This is a genomic window from Streptomyces sp. NPDC042371 (assembly GCF_056437465.1).
Genome location: NZ_JBWKAP010000007.1, coordinates 321818 through 346800 on the forward strand (window position 1 = coordinate 321818; position 24983 = coordinate 346800).

The 24983-nt window shown below is 71.0% G+C and carries 25 protein-coding genes; 9 read left to right on the top strand and 16 right to left on the bottom strand.

All coding sequences use genetic code 11. The features are described from left to right. Window positions 1-191 precede the first annotated feature (191 nt). The gene (locus tag AC068B_RS23145) at window positions 192-692 is read right to left on the bottom strand and encodes a hypothetical protein (protein ID WP_356255117.1); all 501 of its coding nucleotides are present in this window, start codon (window positions 690-692) and stop codon (window positions 192-194) included. A 166-nt stretch (window positions 693-858) separates the two neighbouring features. On the opposite strand from AC068B_RS23145, the gene AC068B_RS23150 reads away from it, so the two are divergent. Further along, entirely contained in the window at window positions 859-1584 is a 726-nt protein-coding gene (locus AC068B_RS23150) for a leucine-rich repeat domain-containing protein (RefSeq protein WP_478673564.1), read from the top strand. A gap of 15 nt (window positions 1585-1599) precedes the next feature. Here the strand turns inward: AC068B_RS23150 and AC068B_RS23155 are convergent, their stop codons facing one another. From AC068B_RS23155 to AC068B_RS23180, 6 genes are all read right to left on the bottom strand, one after another. After that, window positions 1600-2577: a universal stress protein gene (locus tag AC068B_RS23155; protein ID WP_478673565.1), complete on the bottom strand. Its 978-nt coding sequence runs from the start codon at window positions 2575-2577 to the stop codon at window positions 1600-1602. Window positions 2578-2663: 86 nt separating this feature from the next. Then, a complete protein-coding gene (locus AC068B_RS23160; RefSeq protein WP_356255108.1) occupies window positions 2664-2906 on the bottom strand; it encodes a DUF397 domain-containing protein in 243 nt (80 codons plus the stop codon). Window positions 2907-3016: 110 nt separating this feature from the next. Then, complete coding sequence (locus tag AC068B_RS23165) at window positions 3017-4183, bottom strand: thiolase domain-containing protein (protein WP_478673566.1); 1167 nt, start codon at window positions 4181-4183, stop codon at window positions 3017-3019. Further along, window positions 4176-5276 (bottom strand): thiolase domain-containing protein, encoded by a 1101-nt coding sequence (locus AC068B_RS23170; RefSeq protein WP_478673567.1) that lies wholly within the window; start codon window positions 5274-5276, stop codon window positions 4176-4178. Before AC068B_RS23170 ends, AC068B_RS23165 begins: the two co-directional genes overlap by 8 nt. After that, a complete protein-coding gene (locus AC068B_RS23175; RefSeq protein WP_478673568.1) occupies window positions 5277-6239 on the bottom strand; it encodes a Zn-ribbon domain-containing OB-fold protein in 963 nt (320 codons plus the stop codon). 30 nt (window positions 6240-6269) lie between these two features. Beyond that, window positions 6270-7070, bottom strand: a complete 801-nt coding sequence (locus tag AC068B_RS23180; RefSeq protein WP_478673569.1) for a crotonase/enoyl-CoA hydratase family protein — start codon at window positions 7068-7070, stop codon at window positions 6270-6272. Window positions 7071-7279: 209 nt separating this feature from the next. Between AC068B_RS23180 and AC068B_RS23185 the strand changes: the two genes are divergently transcribed. Then, a complete protein-coding gene (locus AC068B_RS23185) occupies window positions 7280-8893 on the top strand; it encodes an acyl-CoA synthetase (protein WP_478673570.1) in 1614 nt (537 codons plus the stop codon). Window positions 8894-8903: 10 nt separating this feature from the next. Here AC068B_RS23185 and AC068B_RS23190 read toward each other — a convergent pair whose 3' ends face one another. Continuing rightward, on the bottom strand, window positions 8904-9770 hold the full coding sequence (locus AC068B_RS23190; protein ID WP_478673571.1) for a SigB/SigF/SigG family RNA polymerase sigma factor: 867 nt from the start codon (window positions 9768-9770) through the stop codon (window positions 8904-8906). A gap of 49 nt (window positions 9771-9819) precedes the next feature. Continuing rightward, a complete protein-coding gene (locus AC068B_RS23195) occupies window positions 9820-10266 on the bottom strand; it encodes an ATP-binding protein (RefSeq protein WP_478673572.1) in 447 nt (148 codons plus the stop codon). A 230-nt stretch (window positions 10267-10496) separates the two neighbouring features. On the opposite strand from AC068B_RS23195, the gene AC068B_RS23200 reads away from it, so the two are divergent. After that, entirely contained in the window at window positions 10497-10862 is a 366-nt protein-coding gene (locus tag AC068B_RS23200) for an STAS domain-containing protein (RefSeq protein ID WP_478673573.1), read from the top strand. Between the two features lie 20 nt (window positions 10863-10882). Here the strand turns inward: AC068B_RS23200 and AC068B_RS23205 are convergent, their stop codons facing one another. After that, window positions 10883-11776, bottom strand: a complete 894-nt coding sequence (locus AC068B_RS23205) for a LysR family transcriptional regulator (RefSeq protein WP_478673755.1) — start codon at window positions 11774-11776, stop codon at window positions 10883-10885. Between the two features lie 217 nt (window positions 11777-11993). Between AC068B_RS23205 and AC068B_RS23210 the strand changes: the two genes are divergently transcribed. Further along, the gene (locus AC068B_RS23210) at window positions 11994-12731 is read left to right on the top strand and encodes a dienelactone hydrolase family protein (RefSeq protein ID WP_478673756.1); all 738 of its coding nucleotides are present in this window, start codon (window positions 11994-11996) and stop codon (window positions 12729-12731) included. A 7-nt stretch (window positions 12732-12738) separates the two neighbouring features. On the opposite strand, the gene AC068B_RS23215 is transcribed toward AC068B_RS23210, so the two are convergent. After that, a complete protein-coding gene (locus AC068B_RS23215; protein WP_478673574.1) occupies window positions 12739-13074 on the bottom strand; it encodes an ArsR/SmtB family transcription factor in 336 nt (111 codons plus the stop codon). A 96-nt stretch (window positions 13075-13170) separates the two neighbouring features. Here AC068B_RS23215 and AC068B_RS23220 point away from each other — a divergent pair, with 96 nt between their 5' ends. After that, window positions 13171-14313 (top strand): FAD-dependent monooxygenase, encoded by a 1143-nt coding sequence (locus tag AC068B_RS23220; protein WP_478673575.1) that lies wholly within the window; start codon window positions 13171-13173, stop codon window positions 14311-14313. Between the two features lie 65 nt (window positions 14314-14378). On the opposite strand, the gene yczR is transcribed toward AC068B_RS23220, so the two are convergent. Further along, entirely contained in the window at window positions 14379-15830 is a 1452-nt protein-coding gene (gene yczR / locus AC068B_RS23225) for a MocR-like transcription factor YczR (RefSeq protein WP_478673576.1), read from the bottom strand. Between the two features lie 88 nt (window positions 15831-15918). Between yczR and yczE the strand changes: the two genes are divergently transcribed. Then, entirely contained in the window at window positions 15919-16620 is a 702-nt protein-coding gene (yczE, locus tag AC068B_RS23230; protein ID WP_478673577.1) for a membrane protein YczE, read from the top strand. On the opposite strand, the gene AC068B_RS23235 is transcribed toward yczE, so the two are convergent. Continuing rightward, on the bottom strand, window positions 16603-17211 hold the full coding sequence (locus AC068B_RS23235) for a chorismate mutase (RefSeq protein ID WP_478673578.1): 609 nt from the start codon (window positions 17209-17211) through the stop codon (window positions 16603-16605). The two genes, yczE and AC068B_RS23235, sit on opposite strands and share 18 nt — an antisense overlap. A gap of 116 nt (window positions 17212-17327) precedes the next feature. Next, entirely contained in the window at window positions 17328-18173 is an 846-nt protein-coding gene (locus AC068B_RS23240; protein WP_478673579.1) for an alpha/beta fold hydrolase, read from the bottom strand. Window positions 18174-18395: 222 nt separating this feature from the next. Between AC068B_RS23240 and paaK the strand changes: the two genes are divergently transcribed. Beyond that, a complete protein-coding gene (paaK, locus tag AC068B_RS23245) occupies window positions 18396-19679 on the top strand; it encodes a phenylacetate--CoA ligase PaaK (protein WP_478673757.1) in 1284 nt (427 codons plus the stop codon). Here the strand turns inward: paaK and AC068B_RS23250 are convergent. Further along, window positions 19651-20409 (bottom strand): ANTAR domain-containing protein, encoded by a 759-nt coding sequence (locus tag AC068B_RS23250; RefSeq protein ID WP_478673580.1) that lies wholly within the window; start codon window positions 20407-20409, stop codon window positions 19651-19653. The genes paaK and AC068B_RS23250 overlap by 29 nt on opposite strands. Before the next feature lie 126 nt (window positions 20410-20535). On the opposite strand from AC068B_RS23250, the gene AC068B_RS23255 reads away from it, so the two are divergent. Then, window positions 20536-20883, top strand: coding sequence for a helix-turn-helix transcriptional regulator (locus AC068B_RS23255; protein WP_478673581.1), 348 nt, complete (start codon window positions 20536-20538; stop codon window positions 20881-20883). Window positions 20884-20901: 18 nt separating this feature from the next. Here the strand turns inward: AC068B_RS23255 and AC068B_RS23260 are convergent, their stop codons facing one another. After that, entirely contained in the window at window positions 20902-22404 is a 1503-nt protein-coding gene (locus tag AC068B_RS23260; protein ID WP_478673582.1) for an acyl-CoA synthetase, read from the bottom strand. A gap of 130 nt (window positions 22405-22534) precedes the next feature. Here AC068B_RS23260 and AC068B_RS23265 point away from each other — a divergent pair, with 130 nt between their 5' ends. Beyond that, a complete protein-coding gene (locus tag AC068B_RS23265; RefSeq protein WP_478673583.1) occupies window positions 22535-24958 on the top strand; it encodes a penicillin acylase family protein in 2424 nt (807 codons plus the stop codon). The last annotated feature ends 25 nt before the right edge of the window (window positions 24959-24983 follow it).

Genomic DNA, 24983 nt, shown 5'->3' on the forward strand with positions numbered 1-24983 from the left:
CGGACCTCATGGTCGTTCTTCGCGTGATCCTCTGAGTCATGACCGGTTACGTTAAAAGTCCGATGACTGACTGGCAAGAGGTCGGCGGCAGGTTGGCGACACGTTCGCGGGAGCAGCACACAAACCTGCCCCGTTCCCTGGACGGAACGGGGCAGGACCTGGACGGAAGTACGTGCGTTACGTGCGGGCTGTCAGCCCTGCTGGAAGAGCTCCGCGGGCAGCGGCTTCAGGAGCGCGTACAGGTCGTCGGTGATCGGCCGGTCCCAGGCGGCGATGGTCACCAGGACGTTGTCGCTGCGGTCGAACTGCACGCAGGAGATCCGGCTCTCGGAGAGCTTGAGGCGGCGCACGATGAGGAGGTTGTCGCCCTGCATCACCGGCATGTCCTCGCTGGAGACGACCGTGATCTCCTCTTCGTTCTCCAGGGCCAGGAGCAGCTGGGCCACCTCGAAGGGGACCTCGCCCTCGGCGGTCTCGCGCGCGGGCGACCCCTCGGGGAGGTTGCCGATGATCATCGCGGGGCCGCGGCCGCCGAACAGGTCGTAGCGCAGGAAGACGCCCTGGCAGCTGCCGTCGGGGGCGGGCAGCAGGCCCGCGCCGAGATTGCCGGGCCAGTCACCGGGGTCCATGGCCAGGACGTCGAAGTCCGGGCCCGCGGGAGTGGCGGAGCTGCGGCGGCGGAGGAAGGACATGCGCCCATGGTACGTGGCCTGCGAGGCGTTCCGGCGCGGGGGCGGGCACGTCCCGCACGGGCGGCGAACTGCCCCACCAGCCACGGAGCGGCCCCGGCCGGGCCTCGGGCACAATGGGCGCGACCCGGGCGCCACCCGCCCGCGACCACCGGGAGGCGGAGCTCCAGTGACCGACGGGTCCGTACTGAACTACTGGCACGGCGGTCTCGACGCCGTACCGGACGAGGTGTGGCACCACCCGCACCTGGAGGTCCTGCTCCTCCCCGACAACGCGCTCACCGACCTCCCGGACCGCATCGGCACGCTCAGCCACCTCCACACCCTCGACCTCGGTCACAACAGACTGCGCACGGTCCCCGCCGGGCTCGGCGACCTCACGGCCCTCAGCCGCTTCCTCTACCTGCACGACAACGCACTCACCGAGCTGCCCGCGTCCCTGGGCCGCCTCACCCGGCTCGCGTATCTCAACATCGGCGAGAACCGTCTGACCGCGCTCCCCGACACTCTCGGCGACATGACCGGCCTGCTCGAACTACGGGCCCAGCAGAACGAGTTGACCCGCCTGCCGGACACCGTCGGCTCGATGACCGCGCTCCGCGAACTGTGGCTGCGCGGCAACCACCTCACCGTTCTGCCGACCGGCGTACGCCACCTCACCGAGCTGCGCGAACTGGAACTCCGCGAGAACGCGCTCACGGCCGTCCCCGACGCCCTGCGCGGCCTGCCCAGGCTGCGCCGCCTCGACCTGCGCGCCAACCCCCTCGGCGCGCTGCCCGACTGGCTGGGCGAGCTGCCCGCGCTGGAAAAGCTCGACCTCCGCTGGACGAACGTCCCGGTCAGCCACGACCTGCTGCGCACGCTGGAGGGCAGGGGCTGCGTCGTCCTGGCGTAGCCGGGCCGGACGTGGCTAGGCGTGCTCACCGAAAGGGCTCGGCGGGACGACCGCCACCGGGATACCCGCGTGCAGCAGCACCGCGTGGGTGACGGAGCCGAGCATCCGACCCGGACCCAGCCTGCGCCGGTGGCGGCCGACGACCACGAGATCGGCGCCGGGTGCGGCCTCCACGAGGTGCCGCGCCGCGTCGCCCGGCGCGATGAACACGTCGACCCCCACCTCCGGGTGACGTTCCCGGTGCGGGGCGAGCTGCTCCTCTGTGAGCTTGCCGTACTCCCGCCCCGTCTCCGCGTCCTCGACGGCCTTCATCACGAACTCGCCGGTGGGTGTGCAGCTGAGGACGGGCCACGGATACGCGGCGATCACCTGCAGCCGTGCCCCGCGCCGCCCGGCCTCGGCGAAGGCGAACGCGAGGGCGTTCTCGTCCGGTGCGGGCGCCGAGTGGCCGAGGACCACGCGCGGGCCCGTGTCCCGCACCGACGCCTCGGGGCTCCCGGGCTCCGGGTCCGCCGCGGGCCGCGGCACGACCACCACGGGGCAGGCCGCGTCCCGCGCGCACGCCAGACCGTTCGAGCCGAGCAGCAGGCTGGCGAAGCCGCCCCTGCCGCGCGAGCCGAGGACCAGCAGCCCGGCCTCCGCACCGAGCCGGGGCAGCTCGCGTCCCGGGCTGCCGTCCACCGTGACGAATTCCAGCTCGGGCAGACCGGCGCGCCCCACGAGGGACTCGCGTGTCCGGTCGATCACTGGGTCGCCCTCACCGCGCTCCACCACGGACGCGAAGGGACCGTCGACCAGCGGCACCTCGTAGCCCCGCACGTGCACGATCCGCAGCGGCGCGGCGCGCAGCCGGGCGGCGTCCAGCGCCCACTCCAGGGCACGGCCGCCGCCCTCCGAACCGTCCACCGCCACGACGACGGGCCCGCCGTCGGGCCCGACTCCACTGCCGCTCACGGACTCACTGCGCACGCTGCTGACCGGTTCGCTGCTCATGGCTTCAGCCTGGTGCGGCCCTGCGCCCGCGGGCAGAGTCGAAAGTCACGTGATCGGCAGGGCCGAAGGGCCGTCGCGACCGTGCGCTACGTCAGATCGAACTCGCCCTCCCGGGCGCCATGGACGAAGGCCCCCCACTCCGCCGGAGTGAAGATCAGGGAAGGGCTCTCCGGGCGGTCGCTGTTGCGCATCGCGACGAAGCCCTCGACGAAGGCGATCTCCACGTCCCCGCGCCCCTCGCTGCTCGATCGCCAGTCCGCCGTGCTGAGGTCGAGCTCCGGCTTGTCCCAGCCCGCGAGCGGATGCTGCTGAGTGGTGCTGTCGGCCACGTCCGTGCTCCTCCCGAATGCGTCGGTCCGGCGCCAGCCTAGCTTTCGCTCCGGGCGCCGGACAGGCCGCGGCGGCAGGACCTCTGTGCGTGCGTCGGCGCAGGGCTCCGTCAGCCGGTGGGTGGTTCGGCGCCGACGAGCCACATGGAGAAGAACTGCGAGCCGCCGCCATAGGCGTGCCCAAGTGCCTTGCGGGCGCCTTCCACTTGGTGTTCCCCCGCCTGGCCGCGCACCTGAAGTGCCGCCTCGGCGAAGCGGATCATGCCGGAGGCGCCGATGGGGTTGGTCGAAAGGACGCCGCCCGACATGTTCACCGGCAGGTCACCGTCCAGTTCCGTGACGCCGGACTCGGTGAGCTTCCAGCCCTCGCCCTCCGCCGCGAAGCCGAGGTTCTCCAGCCACATCGGCTCGTACCAGGAGAACGGCACGTACATCTCGACAGCGTCGATCTCCCTGCGCGGATCCGCGATGCCCGCCTGCCGGTAGACGTCGGCCGCGCAGTCCTTTCCGGCCTGCGGCGAGACGAAGTCCTTGCCCGCGAAGAGCGTCGGCTCGCTGCGCATGGCGCCGCCGTGCATCCAGGCGGGCGGCCGGGGCGCGCGGGCCGCGCCCGCGCGGTCGGTGAGGATCATCGCGCAGGCGCCGTCGGACGACGGACAGGTCTCCGAGTAGCGGATCGGGTCCCAGAGCATGGGCGACGCCTGGACCTTCTCCAGGGTGATGTCGTGCTCGTGGAGGTGCGCGTAGGGGTTCTTCAGGGCGTTGCGGCGGTCCTTGTACGCGACGAGGGAGCCGACCGTGTCGGGGGCGCCGGTGCGCCGCATGTACGCCCGCACGTGCGGGGCGAAGAAACCGCCCGCGCCCGCGAGCAGCGGCTGCTGGAAGGGCACGGGCAGCGACAGGCCCCACATCGCGTTGGATTCCGACTGCTTTTCGAAGGCGAGGGTCAGGACGGTGCCGTGGACGCGGCCCGCGACGAGGTTGGCGGCGACGAGCGCAGTGGAGCCGCCGACCGAGCCCGCCGTGTGGACGCGGAGCATGGGTTTGCCGACGGCACCGAGTGCGTCGGCGAGGTAGAGCTCCGGCATCATGACGCCCTCGAAGAAGTCGGGCGCCTTCCCGATGACGACGGCGTCGATGTCGGCCCAGGTCAACTCGGCGTCCCGCAGAGCGCTCTGGGCGGCTTCGCGGACCAGGCCCGCGATCGACACGTCGCGCCGTGCGGCCACGTGCTTGGTCTGGCCGATTCCGACGACCGCCACGGGTTCCTTAGACACGGGTCTCTCCTTCCAGGAGGGCGACCAGGTTCTGCTGGAGGCAGGGCCCGGACGTGGCGTGGGCGACGGCGCGGTCCGAGGCGCCCCGGTGGATGCGTGCGGCGGCCTCACCGAGCCGGATGAGCCCGGCGGCCATCATGGGGTTGGCGGCGAGGGCGCCACCGGACGGGTTGACGGTGACGTCGTCGCCCAGCCGAAGGGCCTTGCGCAGGACGACCTCCTGCGAGGTGAAGGGGGCGTGCAACTCGGCGGTGTCCACGGGCCGTTCGAAGACTCCGGCGCGCTCGGCGGCACGCCGCGTGGACGGTGAGTCGGTGAGGTCGCGCACGCCGAGGCCGTGCGCCTCGATGCGGTGGTCGATGCCGCGGATCCAGGCCGGTCGCTCGCAGAGCTCCCGGGCCCGCTCCCCCGCGGCGAGGATGACGGCGGCGGCCCCGTCGCCGACGGGCGGGCAGTCGCCGGTGCGCAGGGGACGTACGGCGTACTCGCCCTGCGCGACCGAACCGCTCAGCTGCGCATGGGAGTTGGCGGCCGCTTCCGTGCGGCTCCGGCTCGCGACGGCGGCGAGTGCGGGCTCGTCGGTCTCGCCCGCGTCGATGAGCGCCTGCGCCTGGAGTGCGGCGAGGGCCACGGAGTCGGGCCAGAGCGGGGCGACGTAGTACGGGTCGAGCTGCCGCGTGAGCACGTCGCGCACGGAGCCGGGCGAGGACTTGCCGTAGGAGTAGACGAGTGCGGTGTCGGCCTCGCCGGTCTGCAGCTTCACCCACGCCTCGTACAGCGCCCAGGCGCCGTCCATCTCGACGTGCGACTCGGAGATCGGCGGCCAGGCGCCCACCCCGTCGAGCGCCATCGTGAAGGAGAAGGCGCGGCCCGCGAGGTAGTCCGACGAGCCGGAGCAGGTGAAGCCGATGTCGCTGGTCTTCAGGCCGGTGGCGGCGAGGACCTCGTGCAGCACCGGCATGAGCATCTCGACCTCGGAGACCTCGTCGGTGGCGCGCAGGTGGTCGCTCTGCCCGAAGGCGACGACGGCGACGTCACGGGCGGGCCGCATCACCGGCAACGGCACGTGGGGCGACGACTCGTGGGGCGCCATCTAGACCAGCTCCTTGTACGTGTCGTAGTCGGCGTCGGGCTCGCCCGTCGGCCGGTAGTGGTCGGGGTAGCGGCCGCCCTCGGTCCATACGGGCTCGACGCGCAGCCCCATGCGGACCTCGTCGTAGGGGATGCCCGCGATGCGTGCGTGCAGGGCCAGATCGGCGCCGTCGAGGGCGATGTGCGCGTAGACGTACGGGACTTCGATGTCGAGGTTCTTCGCCTTGATGTTGACGATGCAGTACGTCGTGACGGTGCCGCGCGGCCCGACCTCGACCCGCTCCACCGTGCCGACCCCGCACGTGGGGCAGGCGCCGCGCGGCGGAACGTACACCTTGCGGCAGGACGGGCACCGCTCGCCGACGGTCCGCCGGTCGGAGAGGGCGTGGATGTACGCCGACTGGGCGCGGCCCGGCGAGTAGGTGTAGTCGAGCCGCGCAGGTGCGACGATTCCGGTGACGAGGTCGTCGAACGCGCCGGTGTGGGGCGCGGGTTGGCTGTCCGCCCCGCCCCCTTCGTACGCCTCGAAGCAGGCGATGTCCGTGATGGCGCCGACGCGTTCGTCGGCCCAGCGGACGCGCACCCGCATGCCGGTGCGCACGGCGTCGGGGCCGGGCGCGTCCAGGGCGTGGAGCAGGGCGGTGTCGGCGCCGTCGAGCTTGACCAGGACCCAGGCGAACGGGGTGTTCAGGGGCTGGCCGCGGCGCGGTTCGTGGTTCCAGGCCCAGGTGGTGACGGTGCCGGTGGCCGCGACCTCCACGAGGTCGCGGATCTCTTCGGCGGTCACGGGGTCGTACTCGACGGGCGGGACGAGGGTGCGGCCGTCGCCGGTCCGCACGCCGAGCACCGTGCGCTCGCGCAGCCCGGTGAGGAAGGCGCTCTGCACGGGTCCGAGCGAGCGGGTGAAGGGGAACTCGACGACGAGAGGCGCACGCAGCACCTCCGGTGAGGGAGCGGATGCCATCAGAAGGACTCCGTTTCGGTGAGGGACGACCTAGGCACGCCGGAAGACGGGAGCCCGCTTCTCCGCGAAGGCCCTGGATCCTTCCTTCGCGTCTGCCGTGTCGAACACGGGCCACCCCCGTTTCAGCTCGGCCGCGAGGCCGTCCGGCTCCGTCATCTCGGCGGTCTCGTACACGGACGCCTTGACCGCCTCCACGGCCAGCGGCCCGCACGCGTTGATCTGTTCGGCGATGACGAGGGCCTTGTCCAGCGCGGTGCCGTCCGGCACGACGTGTCCGACGAGGCCGATGGCGGCGGCCTCGGCCGCCGCGTAGGGGCGCCCGGTGAGCAGCATTTCCAGGGCGTGGGTACGAGGGATCTGCCGGGGCAGCCGGACGGTCGAGCCGCCGATGGGGAACAGCCCGCGCTTCACCTCGAACAGGCCGAACGTCGCGGACTCCCCCGCCACGCGGATGTCGGTGCCCTGAAGGATCTCCGTGCCGCCCGCCACGCAGTAGCCCTCGACCGCGGCGACGACGGGCTTGCGGGGGCGGTGGTGGCGCAGCATCGCCTTCCAGTGCAGATCGGGGTCGGCCTGGAGCCGGTCCCGGTACTGCTCGCCCTCCATGCCCTTGCCCGCGAGGGCCTTGAGGTCCATGCCCGCGCAGAAGGAGCCGCCCGCGCCGGTGAGCACGACGGAGCGGATCCCGTCGTCCTCGTCGGCCTCGACCCATCCGTCGTACAGGCCGACGAGCATCGCGAGGGACAGTGCGTTCTTCGCTTCGGGCCTGTTCAGCGTGAGTATCAGTGTGGCGCCTTCGCGCCGCACGGAGAGGTGTTCCGTCCCACCCATTGCCGTGCTCCCTCCGTCGACGGCCGCCCGTGCGGCGGCCGGTCGCCTGCAGACCTGGAACAGGTTGCAGTAGCGGGGGAGCCAGTTCAATAGTTTTCTGACACTCAGTCAGTTTTCTTGCGCGAGGGCCCTTCCCACTTGTGGGCCGCTCTGCTCTGATGACCGCCAAGCGAGACGTCACAGTGGGCACCGGGGTCAGGAGGAGTGCGGTGGAGTACAACCTTGCCGACCTGTTCGAGTCGGTCGTCGACGTGGTCCCCGACCGCGAGGCGCTCGTCTACATCGACCACCCCGGCACGGGAGCGGAACGCCGGCTGACCTACGCCGCACTCGACGCGGCCGCCAACCGCGTCGCCCATCACCTCATCGACAGCGGTCTGCGGCCCGGCGAGCACCTGGGCCTGCACATGTACAACGGCGTCGAGTACCTGCAGACGGTCCTCGGCTGCCTGAAGGCACGCCTCGTACCGGTCAATGTGAACTACCGCTACGTGGAAGAGGAGTTGGTCTACCTCTACCGTGACGCGGACCTCGCGGCCCTCGTCTTCGACGCCGAGTTCACCGAGCGCGTCGCGGCGGCGCTGCCGCGCACGGAGAAGCTGCGGCACCTGATACGGGTGGGGGCGCCGCCTGCCGACGCCCCGCCGCTGGACGTGGTGGAGTTCGGCGACGCGGAGGCGGCCGGCTCCCCCGAGCGGGGGTTCGGGCCGCGCTCGGCCGACGACCTGTTCATCATCTACACGGGCGGCACGACCGGCATGCCCAAGGGCGTCATGTGGCGCCAGGAGGATCTGTTCTTCGCCGGACTCTTCGGCGGGGAGCCGACGGGCGAGCCGGTGAAGCGGCCCGAGGAGCTGGCCGAGCGAGTCGCGGCGGGCGGCCCCGGCATCACCTTCTTCCCCACTCCCCCGCTGATGCACGGCACGTCCACCCTGACCTCGTTCATCGCCTTCAACTACGGCCAGCGCGTGGCCCTGCACCGCAAGTACGTGCCCGAAGAGGTGCTGCGCACGATCGAGAAGGAGCAGGTCTCCAGCGTGTCGCTGGTGGGCGACGCGATGCTCAGGCCGCTCATCGACGCACTGCGCGGCCCGCTCAAGGACACCGACCTGTCCTCCCTGTTCAGCGTCTCCTCCTCCGGGGCGATCATGTCGGAGACGGTCCGCGCCCAGTTCCAGCAGCTCGCGCCGAACGTCCTGCTCCTGAACAACTTCGGTTCCTCCGAGTCGGGTTCCAACGGCAAGGCCACCGACGACTCGGGCCCGGAGAAGGGCTTCCGCCTGGAGGTCAACGAGCGTACGCAGGTGGTGGATCTGGTAACGCACGATCCGGTGCCGGTGGGCGTGCCGGGCCGCCTGGCCCAGCGCGGCCACGTGCCGCTCGGCTACTACAACGACGCCGGGAAAACCGCCGAGACCTTCTTCCAGAAGGGCGAGGAGCGCTGGGTGCTGCTCGGCGACATGGCGACGGTGGACGAGGACGGCATCGTCACCGTGCTCGGCCGGGGCTCGCAGTGCATCAACACGGGCGGCGAGAAGGTGTACCCGGAAGAGGTCGAGCAGGCCCTCAAATCGCATCCGGACGTGTACGACGCACTGGTCGCGGGAGTCCCGGACGAACGATGGGGCAACCACGTGGCCGCCGTCGTCCAGCTCCGGGACGGTGCGCACCCGCTGGACCTCGCGGGGGTCCAAGCCCACTGCCGGGCCCTGCTCGCCGGATACAAGATCCCCCGGGCCGTGGTCTTCACGGACCACATACAGCGCTCGCCCAGCGGCAAGGCGGACTACCGCTGGGCGAAGGCTGTGGCTGCCGGGGGCTAGCCGGGACGTGCTAGTCGGTCGTCAGGAGACCGGCGCGGAGCTTGCCGACCACGCGGGAGATCAGCCGGGACACGTGCATCTGCGAGCAGCCCAGCGTGTCGGCGATCTGCTGCTGGGTCTGCTCCTCGACGAAGCGGAGATGGATCAGGGTGCGGTCCCTGTCCTCCAGCTCCGCGACGAGCGGGGCCAGGGAGTGGAAGTTCTCGACGAGTTCGAAGGACTCCTCGTCGACGCCGATGAAGTCGGCCAGCATCGTGTCGGACTCGTCGTCCTGGCCGCTGACCGCGGCGTTCAGGGAGACCGCGCTGTATCCGTTGGACGCCTTCTGCGCTTCGGCGACCTCCGAGGGCTCCAGCTGCATCAGCTCCGCGAGCTCGGCGGTGGACGGCATGCGCCCGAGCCGGGTGCGCAGTTCCTCCGTCGCCTTGGACAGCTCGATGCGTGCTTCCTGCAGTCGGCGCGGCACGTGGACGGCCCACGAGGTGTCGCGGAAGAACCGCTTGATCTCGCCGGTGATGTAAGGAACGGCGAAGGAGGTGAACTCGACCTCGCGGGTCAGCTCGAACCGGTCGATCGCCTTGATCAGACCGATGGTGCCGACCTGGATGATGTCTTCCATCTCCTGCTGGCCGCGGTGCTTGAAACGCGACGCCGCGTACTGCACCAGCGAGAGGTTCATCTCGATCAGCGCATTGCGCACGTACTGGTATTCGTGCGTGCCCTCTTCGAGCCGGGTGAGGCGGTCGAAGAACCGCTTGCCGACCTCACGCGCATCCCTGGGCGCAATGGAAGAGGGGTCCGTGTACGCGCGCTCGACGAGGTCCTCTCCGGCGCTGGTGGCCGTGTCCTGCGCCTGCCCTTGCGTCACGGTAATCATGGCGTTCCGCTCCTTGTTCAGCTCGGCTGTTTTCCCCGCAGCGCCCCGATTACCCCGTCGATTGCCTCTCACGCATACGGCTTTGCGAGGAGTCGCCGTCAGCCGGGGTCGGCAGGGCCAGCGCGGCGGCGATCGTCTTGCCGCCGCACCCCGCCTCGACCGTTACGTCCGAGCTGAGGCGCTGGACCATCAGCCAGCCGAAACCGCCCGGTTGGGCCGGGTCCGCGGGCACCTGGACGGGGACCATCTCACTGCGGTCACTCACGCTCACCAGCAGGAACCCGTCCCTGACCCGCACATCGAGTCCGCTGAGGCCGCCGCCGTGACGCATCGCGTTCGCCGTCAACTCGCTGACCACAAGGAGCGCGTCCTCGTGCAGTCGCCGCGCCTGCACATGTGGCAGCTCGATGCACACCTGCCGCAGGGCCGCGCGCACTTCGGCGCGGGCCTGAGCGCAGGTCGTCCGCACTGTGTCGGGCATCTCGGGAGCGCTCATGAAGCTGTGATCCTTTCCCTGCACACGTGCAAACGCGACCGCATCTCATCGTTTCTCCGTGTTCGCATGCCCGAGCCGATTGCGCGCACACCCGCTGTGACCCACGAGAGCGAAATACGTTCACAACAGTGAAAGGGCGTCGTATCGGATCTCCGTCCGGGCGGCCTTTCGCACCCAGTGAATAAGCCGGTGCGTTCTCACTCGGCGACGGCATATGACAAGGTCAGAGCATGTCCCTCAACAGCATCGAAGTCACCAGACAGGACCGGGTAGCGGTCGTCACGTTGCGCCACGACATCGACCTGGACAACGGGAGCGCGGTCACGGCCGCCTTCCAGAGCGCTCGGACCGAGGACGGCACCCAGGCCACCCTGCTCGACCTCGCCGAACTCACCTTCGCCGACAGCGCCTTGCTCAACCTGATCCTGACGGCGCGCGCCGAGCACGAGCAGGCGCAGCGCCCCTTCGTCCTCTGCGGCCCTCTGCACAGCGCCATCCAGCGGCTGTTCGAGATCACGGGCGTCATCGACGTCCTGATCCTGGCCGACACGCACGAAGACGGTGTACGCCGACTGAACAAGCTCCTCGACGGCTGACCGGCGCCGACCGGGCCGTCTCAGACATCCTCCGAGCCGAGCGCGGCCGCCAAGTGGTCGCGGAACCAACGGTGACCCGGATCCGCCGAATTGCGGGGGTGCCAGGCCATCCCGAGTTCGAGGGGCGCCAGGTCGACGGGGATGGGGAACGTACGCAGCCCCATGGCCGCGGTGGTGTCCGAGAGCCAGCCGTCCAGGGTGAGCGCGACGAGATCGGTGTTCCTGGCGAGCATCATGGCGCTCGTGTGGCTGGGGACGACGATCGCGGTCCTGCGCCGCAGTCCGAGCTCCGCCAGCGCGCTGTCGATGGGGCCTTGACGCTTGCCGAGCCGTGAGATGCCGATGTGGTCGGCGGCGGCGAAGCGGCGCGCGTCGATGCGCCGGTCGAAGAGGGGGTGGTCGTCGCGCGCGACGGCGACCATCGTCATGCGCGTGAGCGGACGGGTCCGGATCTCCGGGTCCAGGTGCCCGAGGACGCCCAGCTCGACGTCCACCCAGCCCTGCCGCAGCGCGGGACCCCCCTCCATCGACTCCGGCAGGAAGACCACGTCGACGTGCGGGGCCTCGGCGTGGATCCGGTCGGTCAGCGTCCCGGCAAGTCCTGCCAGGAGCACGTCCGCGGTCTGGACGGTGAAGGTGCGCCGGAGGTGCACGGCGTCGAAACCGGCCCCGGGCCGCAGGACGTTGTCGCAGCCGCGCAGCAGTTCGCTCACCTCTCCCTGGAGTTCCAGGGCCCGCGGGGTCGGCACCAGGCCCTGGCCCGCGCGGACCAGCAGCGGGTCGCCGACGGCCCGACGGAGCCGGGCCAACGTCCGGCTGACCGCCGCGGGCGACGTGCCGAGCCGCTCGGCGGCGCGCGTCACGCTGTTCTCCTGGAGCAGGGCGTCCAGTACGCGCAGCAGGTTGAGGTCCATCGCCACTTCGATACTCCCTGAGCCGTCCTAGCCGCGTCCGCGATACGTCTGAGCTGTGTCTTTACGTATGGCATCAATGATTGGACGCTGATCTTTACATAGCCGTGCGATCTGCTGCAGCTCTGAGGGTGACCGTCATACCCACGCTGCTCTGCCAGCAGCAGAACAGCGGCCGGACCGGGCTCGACGATCCCTAAAGTCCGGTCTCATGACGACGATGACGACGATGACGACGCGTACGGTCGAGTACCCGGCAGACGGCCTGACGATGATCGGGCACCTCGCGCTCCCGGCCGGTGCCGACCTCCGGCCCGCGGTGCTGCTCGGACCAGAAGGCACGGGGCTCAGCGACGTCGAGCGCCGCCGGGCCGATGCTCTCGCCGAGCTGGGATACATAGCGCTGGCCTTCGACCTTCACGGCGGGCGCTATTTGAGCGACTCCGAAGAGATGCTGGCCCGCTGCATGCCACTGCTCGCCGATCCCGACCGGATGCGGGGCATCGGCCATGCGGCGCTCGACGTGTTGCGCGCCGAGCCGCGTACCGACCCCGACCGGATCGCCGCCGTCGGCTACGGCACCGGGGGAGCCATCGGGCTGGAACTCGGCCGCGACGGCGTCGACCTGCGCGCGATCGGCACAGTCAACGCGCTGACCACGGGCCGACCGGGCGAGGCGGCACGCATTCGCTGCCCGGTGTGGGCCGGGGTCGGGTCGGAAGACCCGATCATGTCACCCGCGCGACGGGACGCGTTCACCGCCGAGATGCAGGACGCGGGTGTCGACTGGCGCCTCGCGGTCTACGGCGGCGCCTTGCACGCCTTCCACCACCCGCCGGTCGACCACCCCACTGTCCCCGGCGTCGGCTACCACCCACAGCACGCGCAGCGGGCCTGGCGCGACGTCGTCGAGCTGCTCACCGAGTGCGTGCCCGTGGCTGCGGATCCGGGGGCATGACCTGTGCTCAGCGAGGAGCGGCACCGCCCGGGGGCTCTGCTCCCAGGAGGGCGAGCAGCCCGGGGAATCTCTTCTCGATGTCCGCGCGTCGCAGACGGATGCCCTTGCGGTTGCCGTAGTCGATCTCGTCAATGAGACCTGCCTCGCGCAGGACCCGGAAGTGGTGGGTCTGGGTCTGCTTCGAGATCGGAAGATCGAACGAGTTGCAGCCCCGCTCGCCGTCGCTGCGGTCGGCGGCCAACTCCGTCATCACCGAACGACGGTGCTCGTCGGCGAGGGCGCGGAACACCGCACCCAGATCGAGCGCATCGGCCTCCGGGCCCATCCGGTTCGTCCCAGCCACGTGACACCCCTTTCAGGTACGACTTGAATCGTACCTGAACGATGTGCTCCACTGAGGTACGAAATCTTTCGTACCTTGGTCGGAGAGGTCATTGTCATGAAGAAGCCCGAGGTGCTGATAGTCGGTGCCGGAATCGCAGGACCCGCACTCGCCTACTGGCTCTCCCGGAACGGCTACCGGCCGACGGTCGTCGAACATGCCCGGCAACTGCGCTCCGGTGGCAGCGCGATCGTCGTGAAGGGGCCCGCGGTTCCGGTCGCCGACCGCATGGGCATCCTCCCGCAGCTCCGCGGGCTCGCCACCCGCAATCGGTCGCTGACCCTGCTCGACCCCGGCGGCAGGCGAATCCTGCGACTCCCGCTCACCTCGGACGGGGCACCGACGGTCGAGGTGACCCGAGCCGACCTGTCCGAGGTGCTCCACCGGTCGGCGCAGACCGAGGCCGAGTTCTTGTTCGACGACACGGTCACCGCTCTCGACCAGGACGGAGGCGGGGTCGACGTCACCTTCCGGCGGTCCGCGCCACGGCGCTTCGACTTGGTGGTCGGCGCCGACGGGATGCACTCCACCGTGCGACGCCTGGTATTCGGACCCGAGCGGCAGTTCGCGAGCGACCTGGGCCTGTACAACGCGACCGTCCCGCTGGAACCCGACGCCGTCGAGGACCCGAGCGAGCTGACGATGCTGACCGTGCCGAACCGGATGCTGGTCGTCCACCCCTCGCGGACCACCCCGCTCGCGATCTTCACCTTCCGGGCCGCACAGCCGACGCCCCACGACCGCAAGAACATCGCCCTTCACAAGCAGACCGTGGCCGACGCCTACGCCGACGTGCGGTGGCGGGCACCGGAACTCGTGGCGGCGTTCCTCGACCACCCGGCCCCGTTCTTCGACCCCCTGACCACCGTCCGGATGCCCTCGTGGTCCCGCGGACGGGTCGTACTGCTCGGGGACGCGGCGGCGGCGACAGCCCTGCTGGGCGACGGGTCCAGCATGGCGATGGCGGGCGCGCACGCCCTCGCCGAAGAGCTCGCCGCCCATCCCGGGGATCACGCCAGCGCCTTCGCCGCCTACGAGTCGCGGCTCCGCCGTGAGACAGGTCCGCGGCAGCGACGCGTCGGCCCGCTCTCCAGGCTCATGGTGCCCCGCACCCGGCCGGGCCTCGCGGTACGCAACGCGGTGGGCCGCGCGGTCGTTCGCACAAACCGGATCCCCTCTCGCGAAACCGTGAACCGGTAGACCGCGCCCGCACGACGGCACCCACGCAAGGATCCGTTGCGGACCTGACGGACCCGCAGGGAGAGTCAGGCCACCCAGTGCGGCCGCGTCGCGCCCGACGACGGGCCGAGGCCGTCCGCCAGGGTGACCGCCATGCGGCGCACCGCCTCGCGCAAGGTGTCGGGCGGTGCGGTGTACGGGATGCGGAGCCGCTGCTCGAAGACGCCCGGGTCGGTGGCGAAACAGGAACCGCTCTCGATGCGCACGCCGTTGTCGATCGCCCGCTCCGCCAGCGCCGACGCCACGGGTGCGCCCAGGTCGACCCAGAGCGAGAGGCCGCCGGGCGGGAGGCTCCAGCGCCACTCCGGGAAGTGCTCGGTCAGGGCCGCGCCGAGCGCGGCGCGTTGCGCACGCAGCCGGTCCAGGCGGTCCGGCAGCAGTTCGCCGGTCCTGTCGAGGAGGTCCAGGGCCACCAGCTGGTCGAGGACCGAGCCGCCCATGTCGGTGGCGACGCGCTGCCCCGCGAGTTCGGTGACGAGCCGCGCGGGTGCGCGCAGCCAGCCGATGCGCAGGCCCGCCCAGTGGGTCTTGCTCATGGAGCCGATGGTGATGAGCTGCGCCGCGCCGCCGCGAGCCGCATGGGAGGCGAGCGGCGGTGGCGCGGGTACGTCCAGGGCGAGCTCGGCGAGGGTCTCGTCGGCGATGAGCCAGCAGCCGGACCGCTGAGCGGCCCCCAGCACCCGGCCCCGCTCCTCCTCGGGCATGAGGCAGCCGGTCGGGTTGTGGAAGTCCGGTATCAGATAGGCGAGTTGGGGCACCGCCTGCTGGAAGGCGGACTCGACGATGCCGACGTCCCAGCCCGCCTCGGTCACCGGCACGGACACCGTGCGCAGACGAGCGCGGCGCACGGCTTCCAGAGCGTTCGGATAGGACGGGTTCTCGGTGAGGACACGGTCGCCGGGGCCGCACAGGAGCCCCAGCACGAGGGTCAGCGCGTGCTGGGCGCCCGAGGTCACCAGGATCTGCTCCGGCACGGTGGCCAGGCCCCGTCGGGTGAAGCGCTCGGCGATGGCGGCACGGAGTTCCGGCAGGCCGTACGGGTGGTAGCCGGGGGTGTGCGCGTGCTCCGCGAGCCGCGGTGCGATCCGGGCGACGGTGTCGGTGAGTTCCTGCCCCGGCAGTCCGGGCGCGGCTCGCGCCAGGTCGATCGCGGTGTCCTCGGCCGCGAGGAGGCGCCGTACCCCGCTGGGGGCGTGCCCCTCGGGCAGCGCGGTCCACGTACCGGCGCCCTGGCGGCTGTGTGCGTAGCCGCTCTCGCGCAGCAGGTCGTACACGGCGGTGACGGTGGTCCTGCTGGTGGCCAGGGCGACGGCCAGGTCGCGTTCGGCCGGGAGCCTGACGTGCAGGGCGATGCGTCCGTCCAGGATCAGGCCGCTGATCGCGTGGGCGAGGTGGCGGTAGGCGGGGCGCATGCCCGCCGGGTCGGGCAGCATCGCGGCGAGCCGACGGCTGCCCAGCGTTCGATTCGCGTCGACCACACCATTCTCCTGGGATTGGCTGTGTTTTCCGGGCCAATCACTCTACAGAGTTGCCGCAATGGCCTTGAAAGCTTGGAACCTTGGAACCTTGAAGACACAGCATGGAGGCACCATCGGCATGCGGCACGACCACACGAAAGTCCGGCAGGACATCTCGTACGTCCCTCTCCGCGAACGCCCCGCGAGACGGCTGCCTCAGCTCCTCCTCGGCCTCGCCCTCTACGGGTTCAGCCTGTCGGTCCTGGTCCGGGCGGCGCTGGGGGTGAATCCGTGGAGCGTCCTGTACGAGGGCCTGGAGCGCCGCACGCCGCTGAGCTTCGGCATGATCAGCGGCGTCCTCGGGGTGCTCGTCCTGCTGCTGTGGATACCTCTGAAGCAGCGGCCGACGTTCGGCACCTTCGCCAACATCGTCGTCCTGGCCGTCTCTTCGGACGTGGGCCTGCTCATCATCCCCGACTCCCTCGGCCTGCCCGCCCGGACAGGCCTGCTCGCCGCGGGGGTGGTCCTCAACGGCCTCGCCGTGGCCGTCTACGTAGGCGCGCGCTTCGGTCCCGGCCCCCGCGACGGACTGATGACCGGCGCGGCCGCGTTGACGGGGCTGTCCCTGCGACGCGTCCGCACCCTCATCGAGGTCGCCGTGCTCGCCCTGGGCTGGCTGCTCGGCGGGACCGTGGGCGTCGGCACGGTGCTCTACGCCGTTGCCGTGGGCACCGTCACCCAGTTCTTCATGCCCAGGTTCGCCTATCGCGGCCTTCGCGAGCAGCGGAGGACGTCACCCCGCGCAGACTGACGGCAGCGCCCTTCCCAGGGCGACGGAGTGCAGGAGGTCGAGCCGCTGCTCGTGGCGCACGTGCGCGGCCGCGGCGGTCAGCACTCCCCCGCAGTACGGCGCCGTTCGCGCGTCCGGTGACGCGGCGATGCCCCGTACCAGCTCACCGTTGACGCGGTTGATCTCCTTGCGGACCTCGGCGAGGTCGGGCCGCTCCTTCGGGGCCTGGGACGGATCGGCGTCCCAGCGCCGGAACAGCCCCCGCTGGACGACCTTGTTGGCCTCGATCTGGTCCCGGAAGATCCGGACGGTCGCCGCCGGGTCCGCGCCGACCTCCTTCGCCTGCCCGGCCACCGCGTCCAGGACCTGACGCTCGCGGGCCGGGTCGTCGATGGGGCTGTCCGTGCCGTACTTGGCGGCGGCGACGAGGTCGGCGGTGGCGAGGCGCTGTGCGGACAGGTCGGCCAGGGGGTGCAGTTGGGCGTACGGCCCGACGGAGGCGGGGGCAGCGGGGGCAGCGGCGGAGGCGACGGCCGTGCCGCCGCCCGCGAGCAGCGCGGCGGCCAGGGCGCCCGCGGTGAGCAGACGACGGGTGTGGGTGGCGATGCGCACGACGCTTCCTCCAGGGGAGATCCGTGACGGACGTCCGGTGACGTCAGCCCATACGGTCCGGCCGGTTCCGTCCATACAGTCCGGTCGGGTCCGTCCATACGATCCGGTCGGGTCCGTCAATCCTGCGCGAGGAAGCCCGCGACCCGCCGCACGAACCACTCCGGGTCGTCCAGCCACGGGAAGTGTCCGCCATGCGGCTGCACTTGACGCACACCGTGCGGGAAGAGCCCGGCGAGTTCCTCCGCGAGTGCCGGGTTCGGGCCCCCGTCCCACTCCCCCGCGAGCACGAGGACCGGCGCGGCCAGGTCCGTCAGGGCGGCGCGGGTGGCGGTCGGGTCGAACGCGCCGTCGCCGTAGAAGGCGGCCGCCGCCTCCGCGTTCTTCTCCGAGGCGCTCGCCGCCCGGTGCGCCTGCGCCGCCGCGTCCCAGCGCCCGTAGGCGAGGGGCGCCAGGGCGTCCAGCAACTCGGCGGGGCTGCGTCCTGCGACGATCTCGTCCAGCGCGGCCTCGGCCGCCGGGTACCAGGGCTCGCCCGCGCGCAATGCCGCGGCCGCGCGGTGGTCCCGGTCGGTGACGGTGAATCCGACGGCGTGCGTGGCAGGGGCGACAAGGACGAGGGTGCGGACGCGCTTCGGATGGCGGGCCGCGTACAGCGTGGCGATGTTCCCGGACGCCGAGTGCCCGAGCAGGTCGACCTGGTCGAGCCCCAGGTGCTCGCGGAGCGCATCGACGTCGTCGACGAGCCGGTCGCAGCGGTACGTCGCCGGGTCGTCCGGCACCGCGGAGTCGCCCGTCCCGCGCAGGTCGAGCAGGATCAGGCGGCGGTGCGCGGTCAGGCCGCCGAGATCGCCGAGGTAGGCGGAGGCGCGCATGGGGCCGCCGGGGATGCACAGCAGGGGTTCGCCGTCCCCCTTCTCGTGGTAGGCGAGCTCCGTCCCGTCGTACGCGCTGAATGTCGGCATGAGGGTGATCATCACATCCCGTACGCCGCCCGGGCAACGGCCTCCCGCCGTGGCCCATGACGGTGGCCCATGCCGTGGCCCGTGCCCTCGCGCCGCAGCTCAAAGCCGCGGTGCGGGATCCCTTGACGCCCACCGCCGGGCCTGGATTACTGGGCTCCACAGAAGATCGACGACCGAATGATCGGTCGCCCGTTCAGGACGGGAGCATTCCCTATGACGCGTATGCCGCTACTGCTCGACGCGGCCGAACGGCTCGGCCCGCGCGAGCTCGCAGCCCTGCAACTGGAGCGCCTCCAGGACACCCTGCTGCATGCGTACGAGAACGTCCCGTTCTACCGGGCGGCGTTCGACAAGGCGGGGCTGCGCCCCGACGACTGCCGCTCGCTGGCCGACCTCGCGCGGTTCCCCTTCACCACCAAGGACGACCTGCGGGCCAACTATCCGTTCGGGATGTTCGCGGTGGAGCAGTCCGAGGTGCGCAGGCTGCACGCGTCGAGCGGCACGACGGGCCTTCCGACGGTCGTCGGGTACACGGAGCAGGACCTCTCCATGTGGGCGGACGTGGTGGCGCGTTCGATACGTGCCGCGGGCGGGCGCCCCGGGGACAAGGTGCATGTGGCGTACGGGTACGGCCTGTTCACGGGCGGCCTTGGCGCGCACTACGGCGCGGAGCGGCTGGGCTGCACGGTGATCCCCGCCTCGGGCGGCATGACGGCGCGCCAGGTCCGGCTGATCCAGGACTTCCGCCCCGAGATCATCATGGTGACCCCTTCGTACATGCTCACTCTCCTGGAGGAGTTCGAGCGGCAGGGCGTCGATCCCCGTACGACCTCCCTCAGGGTCGGCATCTTCGGCGCGGAGCCGTGGACGGAGGAGATGCGGCGCGAGATCGAGGAGCGCTTCGCCATCGACGCGGTGGACATCTACGGCCTGTCGGAGGTGATCGGCCCGGGTGTCGCGCAGGAGTGTGTGGAGACCAAGGACGGGCTGCACATCTGGGAGGACCACTTCTACCCGGAGGTCGTGGATCCGATCACGGGCGAGGTGCTGCCGGACGGCGAGCGCGGCGAGCTGGTGTTCACGTCGCTCACCAAGGAGGCCATGCCCGTGATCCGTTACCGGACACGGGACCTGACGCGGCTGCTGCCCGGTACGGCACGGATCTTCCGGCGCATGGAGAAGGTGACGGGCCGCAGCGACGACATGGTGATCCTGCGGGGCGTCAATCTCTTCCCCACGCAGATCGAGGAGATCGTGCTGCGCACGGCGGGCATCGCACCGCACTTCCAGCTGCGTCTGACGCGCGAGGGCCGCATGGACGCCCTGACGGTGCGGGCCGAGGCGCGCGCGGACACGCCGAAGGAGCGGCGCGAGGCCGCGGCCCGGGAGATCGCGGCGGCGGTGAAGGACGGTGTCGGTGTCTCGGTCGGCGTGGAGATCGTCGGTCCGGAGACGCTGGAGCGGTCGGTGGGCAAGTTCAAGCGGATCGTGGATCTGCGCGACTGACGCCGCCGCCCGCGCCGCCGTCCGCCGAGTTGGCCACGCACGCCCGGCTCTCCGTGTCGGCCCTGCCCTCCGCCTCGGCCCTGCTCTCCGCGTTCGCCTTGGTGATCGCGGCGTCGAGCTGCTTGCGCACGGCGACGGGCAGGGCGGCTCCCTGGACGGTGTTCACCACGTCCCCGGCCAGCACGTGCAGTTTGGTGTTGGTGTTCTGTGAGGCCGTGACCAGGACGTCCCAGGCCGCTTCGGGGCTCAGGCTGAAGGTGGACATCAGGATGCCCCGGGCGATGTCGATGGTCGGCCGGGTCTTCATGGCCCGGCGCAACTGGGCCACGACGACGCTCAGATCCTCGTCGGACCCCTCGGGCGGATTCGCCTCGTGCACGACCGGGCAGGACGCGTCCTCGTCCTCCTCGGCGGGCGGCGAGAACAGGCTCAGGGTTCCGGTCAGCTCCAGCAGCCGTTCCACCACGGGGCTGCCGTGCCGGATGACGACGGTCTTGCCTTGCTTCACCGCATATTGACGTACGTTGAGCAGCAGGTTCAGGCCGGAGCAGTCGCAGAACGTCACGTCGCGCAGATCCAGCTCTATGCCGTCGGCCGCATGGCTGAGGGCGCGGTAGAGCTCGATCCGGAGACGTTGTCCGGTGTCGAGGTCGAGTTCCCCCCGCAGGACCAGGCTCCTCCTGCCGCCCTCTGTTTCGAAGGACTGCTGAGAGTACGCGGGCTCCGGCATGGCCTCTCCTCACATCGCTGCCTACCGCTGGTCCTAGGCTGCCCGGCCCGCGTACACACGTCAACCAATACCGGAACTCTAGTACGTGTTTTTGAAAGCGTGAATGTCAGGCACTAGTGTTGATGCATGGATGGAGTGCCCGAGCCACATACCGGATGGACGTTTCTCACCAACCACGCACGCGTGCTGGCCGCCATCGCCGACAACCACAACGCCCGCATCCGTGACATTGCCGCACACTGTCGGCTCACCGACCGAGCCGTCCAGAAGATCATCGCCGACCTGGAGCAGGACGGATATCTCTCCCACACCCGGGAGGGAAGGACCAACACGTACCAGATCGATCCCGGCAAGGTGCTGCGGCACCCTGCGGAGTCCGGACTGGCCGTCGCCTCCCTGCTCTCCCTGCTCGCCCACGACGAAGCCGACCGGTCGGGCCCGACGAAGTCCACGCAGTCCACACAGTCCACTTAGGGCGGCGGACGGCACCGCTCAACCGGCGGCGAAACGGTCCCGGAGCTCCCGCTTGAGGATCTTCCCGCTGGCGTTGCGCGGCAGCTCGTCCACGAAGAGGACCCTCTTGGGCGCCTTGAAGTGGGCGAGCTTCTCCCGTGCGTGGTCGATGAGTTCGGCCTCGGTGAGGTCCTTGTCGCCGCGTACGACAACGGCGGTGACCGCCTCGATCCAGCGCTCGTCCGGCAGTCCGATCACCGCCGCCTCCGCGACCCCCGCATGTTCGTACAACGCGTCCTCGACCTGTCGCGACGCGACCAGGACTCCCCCCGAGTTGATGACGTCCTTCACCCGGTCGACGACGGTGAAGTAGCCGTCGGCGTCCCGCACCGCGAGGTCGCCGGAGTGGAACCAGCCGTCGCGGAACGCCTCCGCGGTCTCCTCCGGCTTGTCCCAGTAGCCCTCGCACAACTGCGGTGAGCGGTAGACGACTTCGCCCTGGGTGCCGTCAGGCACCTCGCGGCCGTCCTCGCCGACGACACGCGCCTCGACGAACAGGACGGGCCGCCCGCACGAGTCCATCCGCCCCTCGTGCTCGTCGGGCCCGAGGACGGTGGCGAGCGGGCCGATCTCGCTCTGCCCGAAGCAGTTGTAGAAGCCGAGCCCCGGAAGTCGGGCACGCAGTCGCTCCAGGACCGGCACGGGCATGATCGACGCCCCGTAGTAGGCCTTGCGCAGCGCCCGGAGGTCACGGGTCGCAAAGCCGGGGTGCCGCGAGAGGCCGATCCACACGGTGGGCGGCGCGAAGAGGCTGTCGGCGCGGCCCGCCTCGACGAGGTCGAAGATCCGCTCGGCGTCGGGCCCGTCGAGGATCGTGCTCTCGGCCCCGACCGCCAGGTACGGCATGAGGAAGACGTGCATCTGCGCCGAGTGGTAAAGCGGCAGTGAATGGACGGGCCGGTCCGACTCCTTGAGGTCCAGCGCGGTGATGGCACTGACGTATTCGTGGACCAGCGCCCGGTGGGTGAGCATGGCGCCCTTGGGGAGTGCGGTGGTTCCCGAGGTGTAGAGCAGCTGCGCCAGGTCCTCGCCGCGGGGCCCCTCTCCTTCGTATGCCGACGAGTCGGCGAGCCGCGCGAGGAGTGAGTCGTCCGCGTCCCGCAGGGCCAGCACCGGTACGCCCGAGGGCAGGCGCCCCGCGATGTCCGGGTCGGCGAGGACGAGGGAGCTGCCGGACTGCCGGACGATGTACGCGAGGTCGTCGCCGGTCAGGTTCTGGTTGACCGGCACGTGGACCAGGCCCGCCCGCGCGCAGGCGAGGAAGCCGATGAGATAGGCGTCGGAGTTGTGGGCGTAGGCCCCGACGCGGTCTCCGTGGGTCAGACCGCTGTCGCGCAGCGCTCCGGCCGCGCGCGAGACGGCGTCGTCGAGCTCCTCGTACGTCCACGCACGCTCGCCGTAGCGCAGCGCCGTGCGCCGGGGCGTGCGGCGCGCGCTACGCCTGAGGACTCCGTCGACCGTGTTGTCGCGTGCACCCGTCATGGCGTGATCCTCCGGGCCGCGCGCCACCCCGGTCAAGGTCCGCAACACGGGTCGCGTCAAGCGATGCCCTCCCTGACATACCGCTTGGTACGCTCAACCGCTTCTTCCCGAAACCCAGTTGGGAGGCACGATGCGCATTCGCACAAGACGCTCGGCGGCCGTGGGAATCATCCTGCTGACGGCGTTGGCCCTGCTGCCGTCGTCGGGCGCGGGGGCCGCGCCCCAGGACGCCCGCCCGTCCGGCGGCGGCCTGCACGCGACCATCCGCTACACCGAGTACGGCATTCCGCACATCCTCGCCGAGGACTACCCGAACCTCGGCTTCGGCACCGGCTGGGCGCAGGCCGCCGACCAGGTGTGCACGCTCGCCGACGGCTATCTGACCGTACGCGGCGAGCGCTCCCGGCACTTGGGACCCGACGCCGCGCCCGGCTCCGCGCTGTCGTCGGCGTCCACCAACCTGGGCAGCGACCTGTACTTCCGCGGCGTGCGGGAGGCCGGGACCGTGGAGAAGCTCCTCGCCCAACCCGCCCCCGCGGGGCCGAGCCGCCGCACGAAGGAGCTCATGCGTGGCTTCGCGGCGGGCTACAACGCCTGGCTGAAGCAGAACCGCATCACCGATCCGGCCTGCGCGAAGGCCGACTGGGTGCGCCCGATCACCGCGCTGGACGTGGCGCGGCAGGGCTTCGCCGTGCAGGTGCTCGGCGGGCAGGGCCGCGGGATCGACGGCATCACGTCGGCCGCACCGCCGACCGCCCCGCCGTCGGGCGCCACCACCCGGGACGCCGCCCCGGACCCGCGGCGCACGGCGAAGGCGGCCCGTGAGCTGTTCTCCGCACAGAACGCCGACATGGGGTCCAACGCGGTCGCGTTCGGCGGGCAGACCACCGCGAACGGGAAGGGCCTGTTGCTCGGCAACCCGCACTACCCCTGGCAGGGCGGCCGCCGCTTCTGGCAGTCGCAGCAGACCATACCCGGCGAACTCAACGTCTCCGGAAGCTCGTTGCTCGGCACGAGCGTGGTCAACATCGGCTTCAACAAGGACGTGGCGTGGAGCCACACGGTCGCGACCGGCGTCACCCTGAACCTGCACCAGCTCACGCTGGACCCGGCCGACCCGACCACCTATCTGGTGGACGGCAAGCCCCGGAAGATGACGAAGCGCACGGTCACGGTGCCGGTCAAGGACGGCGCTCCGGTGACCCGCACCCAGTGGTGGACCCGCTACGGCCCCGTCGTCACCGGCCTCGGCCCCCAGCTCCCGCTGCCCTGGTCCTCGACGACGGCGTACGCCCTGAACGACCCCAACGCCGTGAACCTGCGCGGCAGCGACGCCGACCTGGGCTTCGGCACGGCACGCTCCACCGCGGGGATCCTCAAGTCCCTGCGCGACACCCAGGGGCTGCCCTGGGTGAACACCGTCGCCGCCGACCGCCACGGCCACTCGCTGCTCAGCCAGTCCCAGGTGCTCCCCCGCATCACCGACGACCTCGCCCAGCGCTGCAGCACGCCGCTCGGCAAGGTCACCTACCCGGCCTCGGGCGTCGCCGTCCTCGACGGCTCGCGCGGCGCGTGCGCGCTCGGCTCGGACGAGGACGCGGTGCAGCCCGGCATCTTCGGCCCGTCGAGGATGCCGACCCTCAAGGACGCTCCGTACGCGGAGAACTCCAACGACAGCGCGTGGCTGACCAACGCGGACCGGCCGATCACCGGCTACGAGCGGATCTTCGGGACGATCGGCACCCAGCGCTCGATGCGTACCCGCGGCGCCGTCGAGGACGTGGCGGCGATGGCGAAGAAGGGCGATCTCACCGTCCGTGACCTGCAGCGCCAGCAGTTCGCGAACCGTGTGCCCGCGGCCGATCTCGCGGCGGCCGACACGGCGAAGGCCTGCGCCGCGCTGCCGGGCGGCACGGCAACGGGCAGTGACGGCACGGCCGTTGACGTAAGCAAGGCGTGCAAGGCGCTGGCCCGCTGGGACCACAGGATGGACAGCGACAGCCGCGGCGCCCTGCTCTTCGACCGCTTCTGGCGCAAGCTGACGGCGGCCGTGCCGAACGCGCAGCTCTGGAAGGTGCCGTTCACGGCGGCCGACCCGGTGCGCACGCCGAACACGCTCGACACCGCGCTGCCCGGCTTCCGGACCGCGCTGGCCGACGCGGTGACCGAGCTGACGGCGGCGGGCATCGCCGTGGACGCACCCCTGGGCGCGAACCAGTACGTCGTGCGCAACGGCAAGCGCATCCCGGTCTCCGGCGGCACGGAGTCCCTCGGCGTCTGGAACAAGATCGAGGCCGACTGGGACAAGATGAAGGGCTACACGGAGGTCGTGCACGGTTCGAGCCACATCCAGGCGGTGGGCTGGAACTCGGGCCGCTGCCCCGAGGCCCGCACGCTCCTGTCGTACTCCCAGTCCTCCAACCCCAACTCCCCGCACTACAGCGACCAGACGAGCCTGTACGGGAAGGAGCGCTGGGTGACGTCCCGCTTCTGCGAGAAGGACATCCTCGGCGACCCGGCGCTGGAGGTGGTGCGGGCGCGCGAGCGCCGCTGACCTTCCCGCGTCCAGGAGGCAGAGT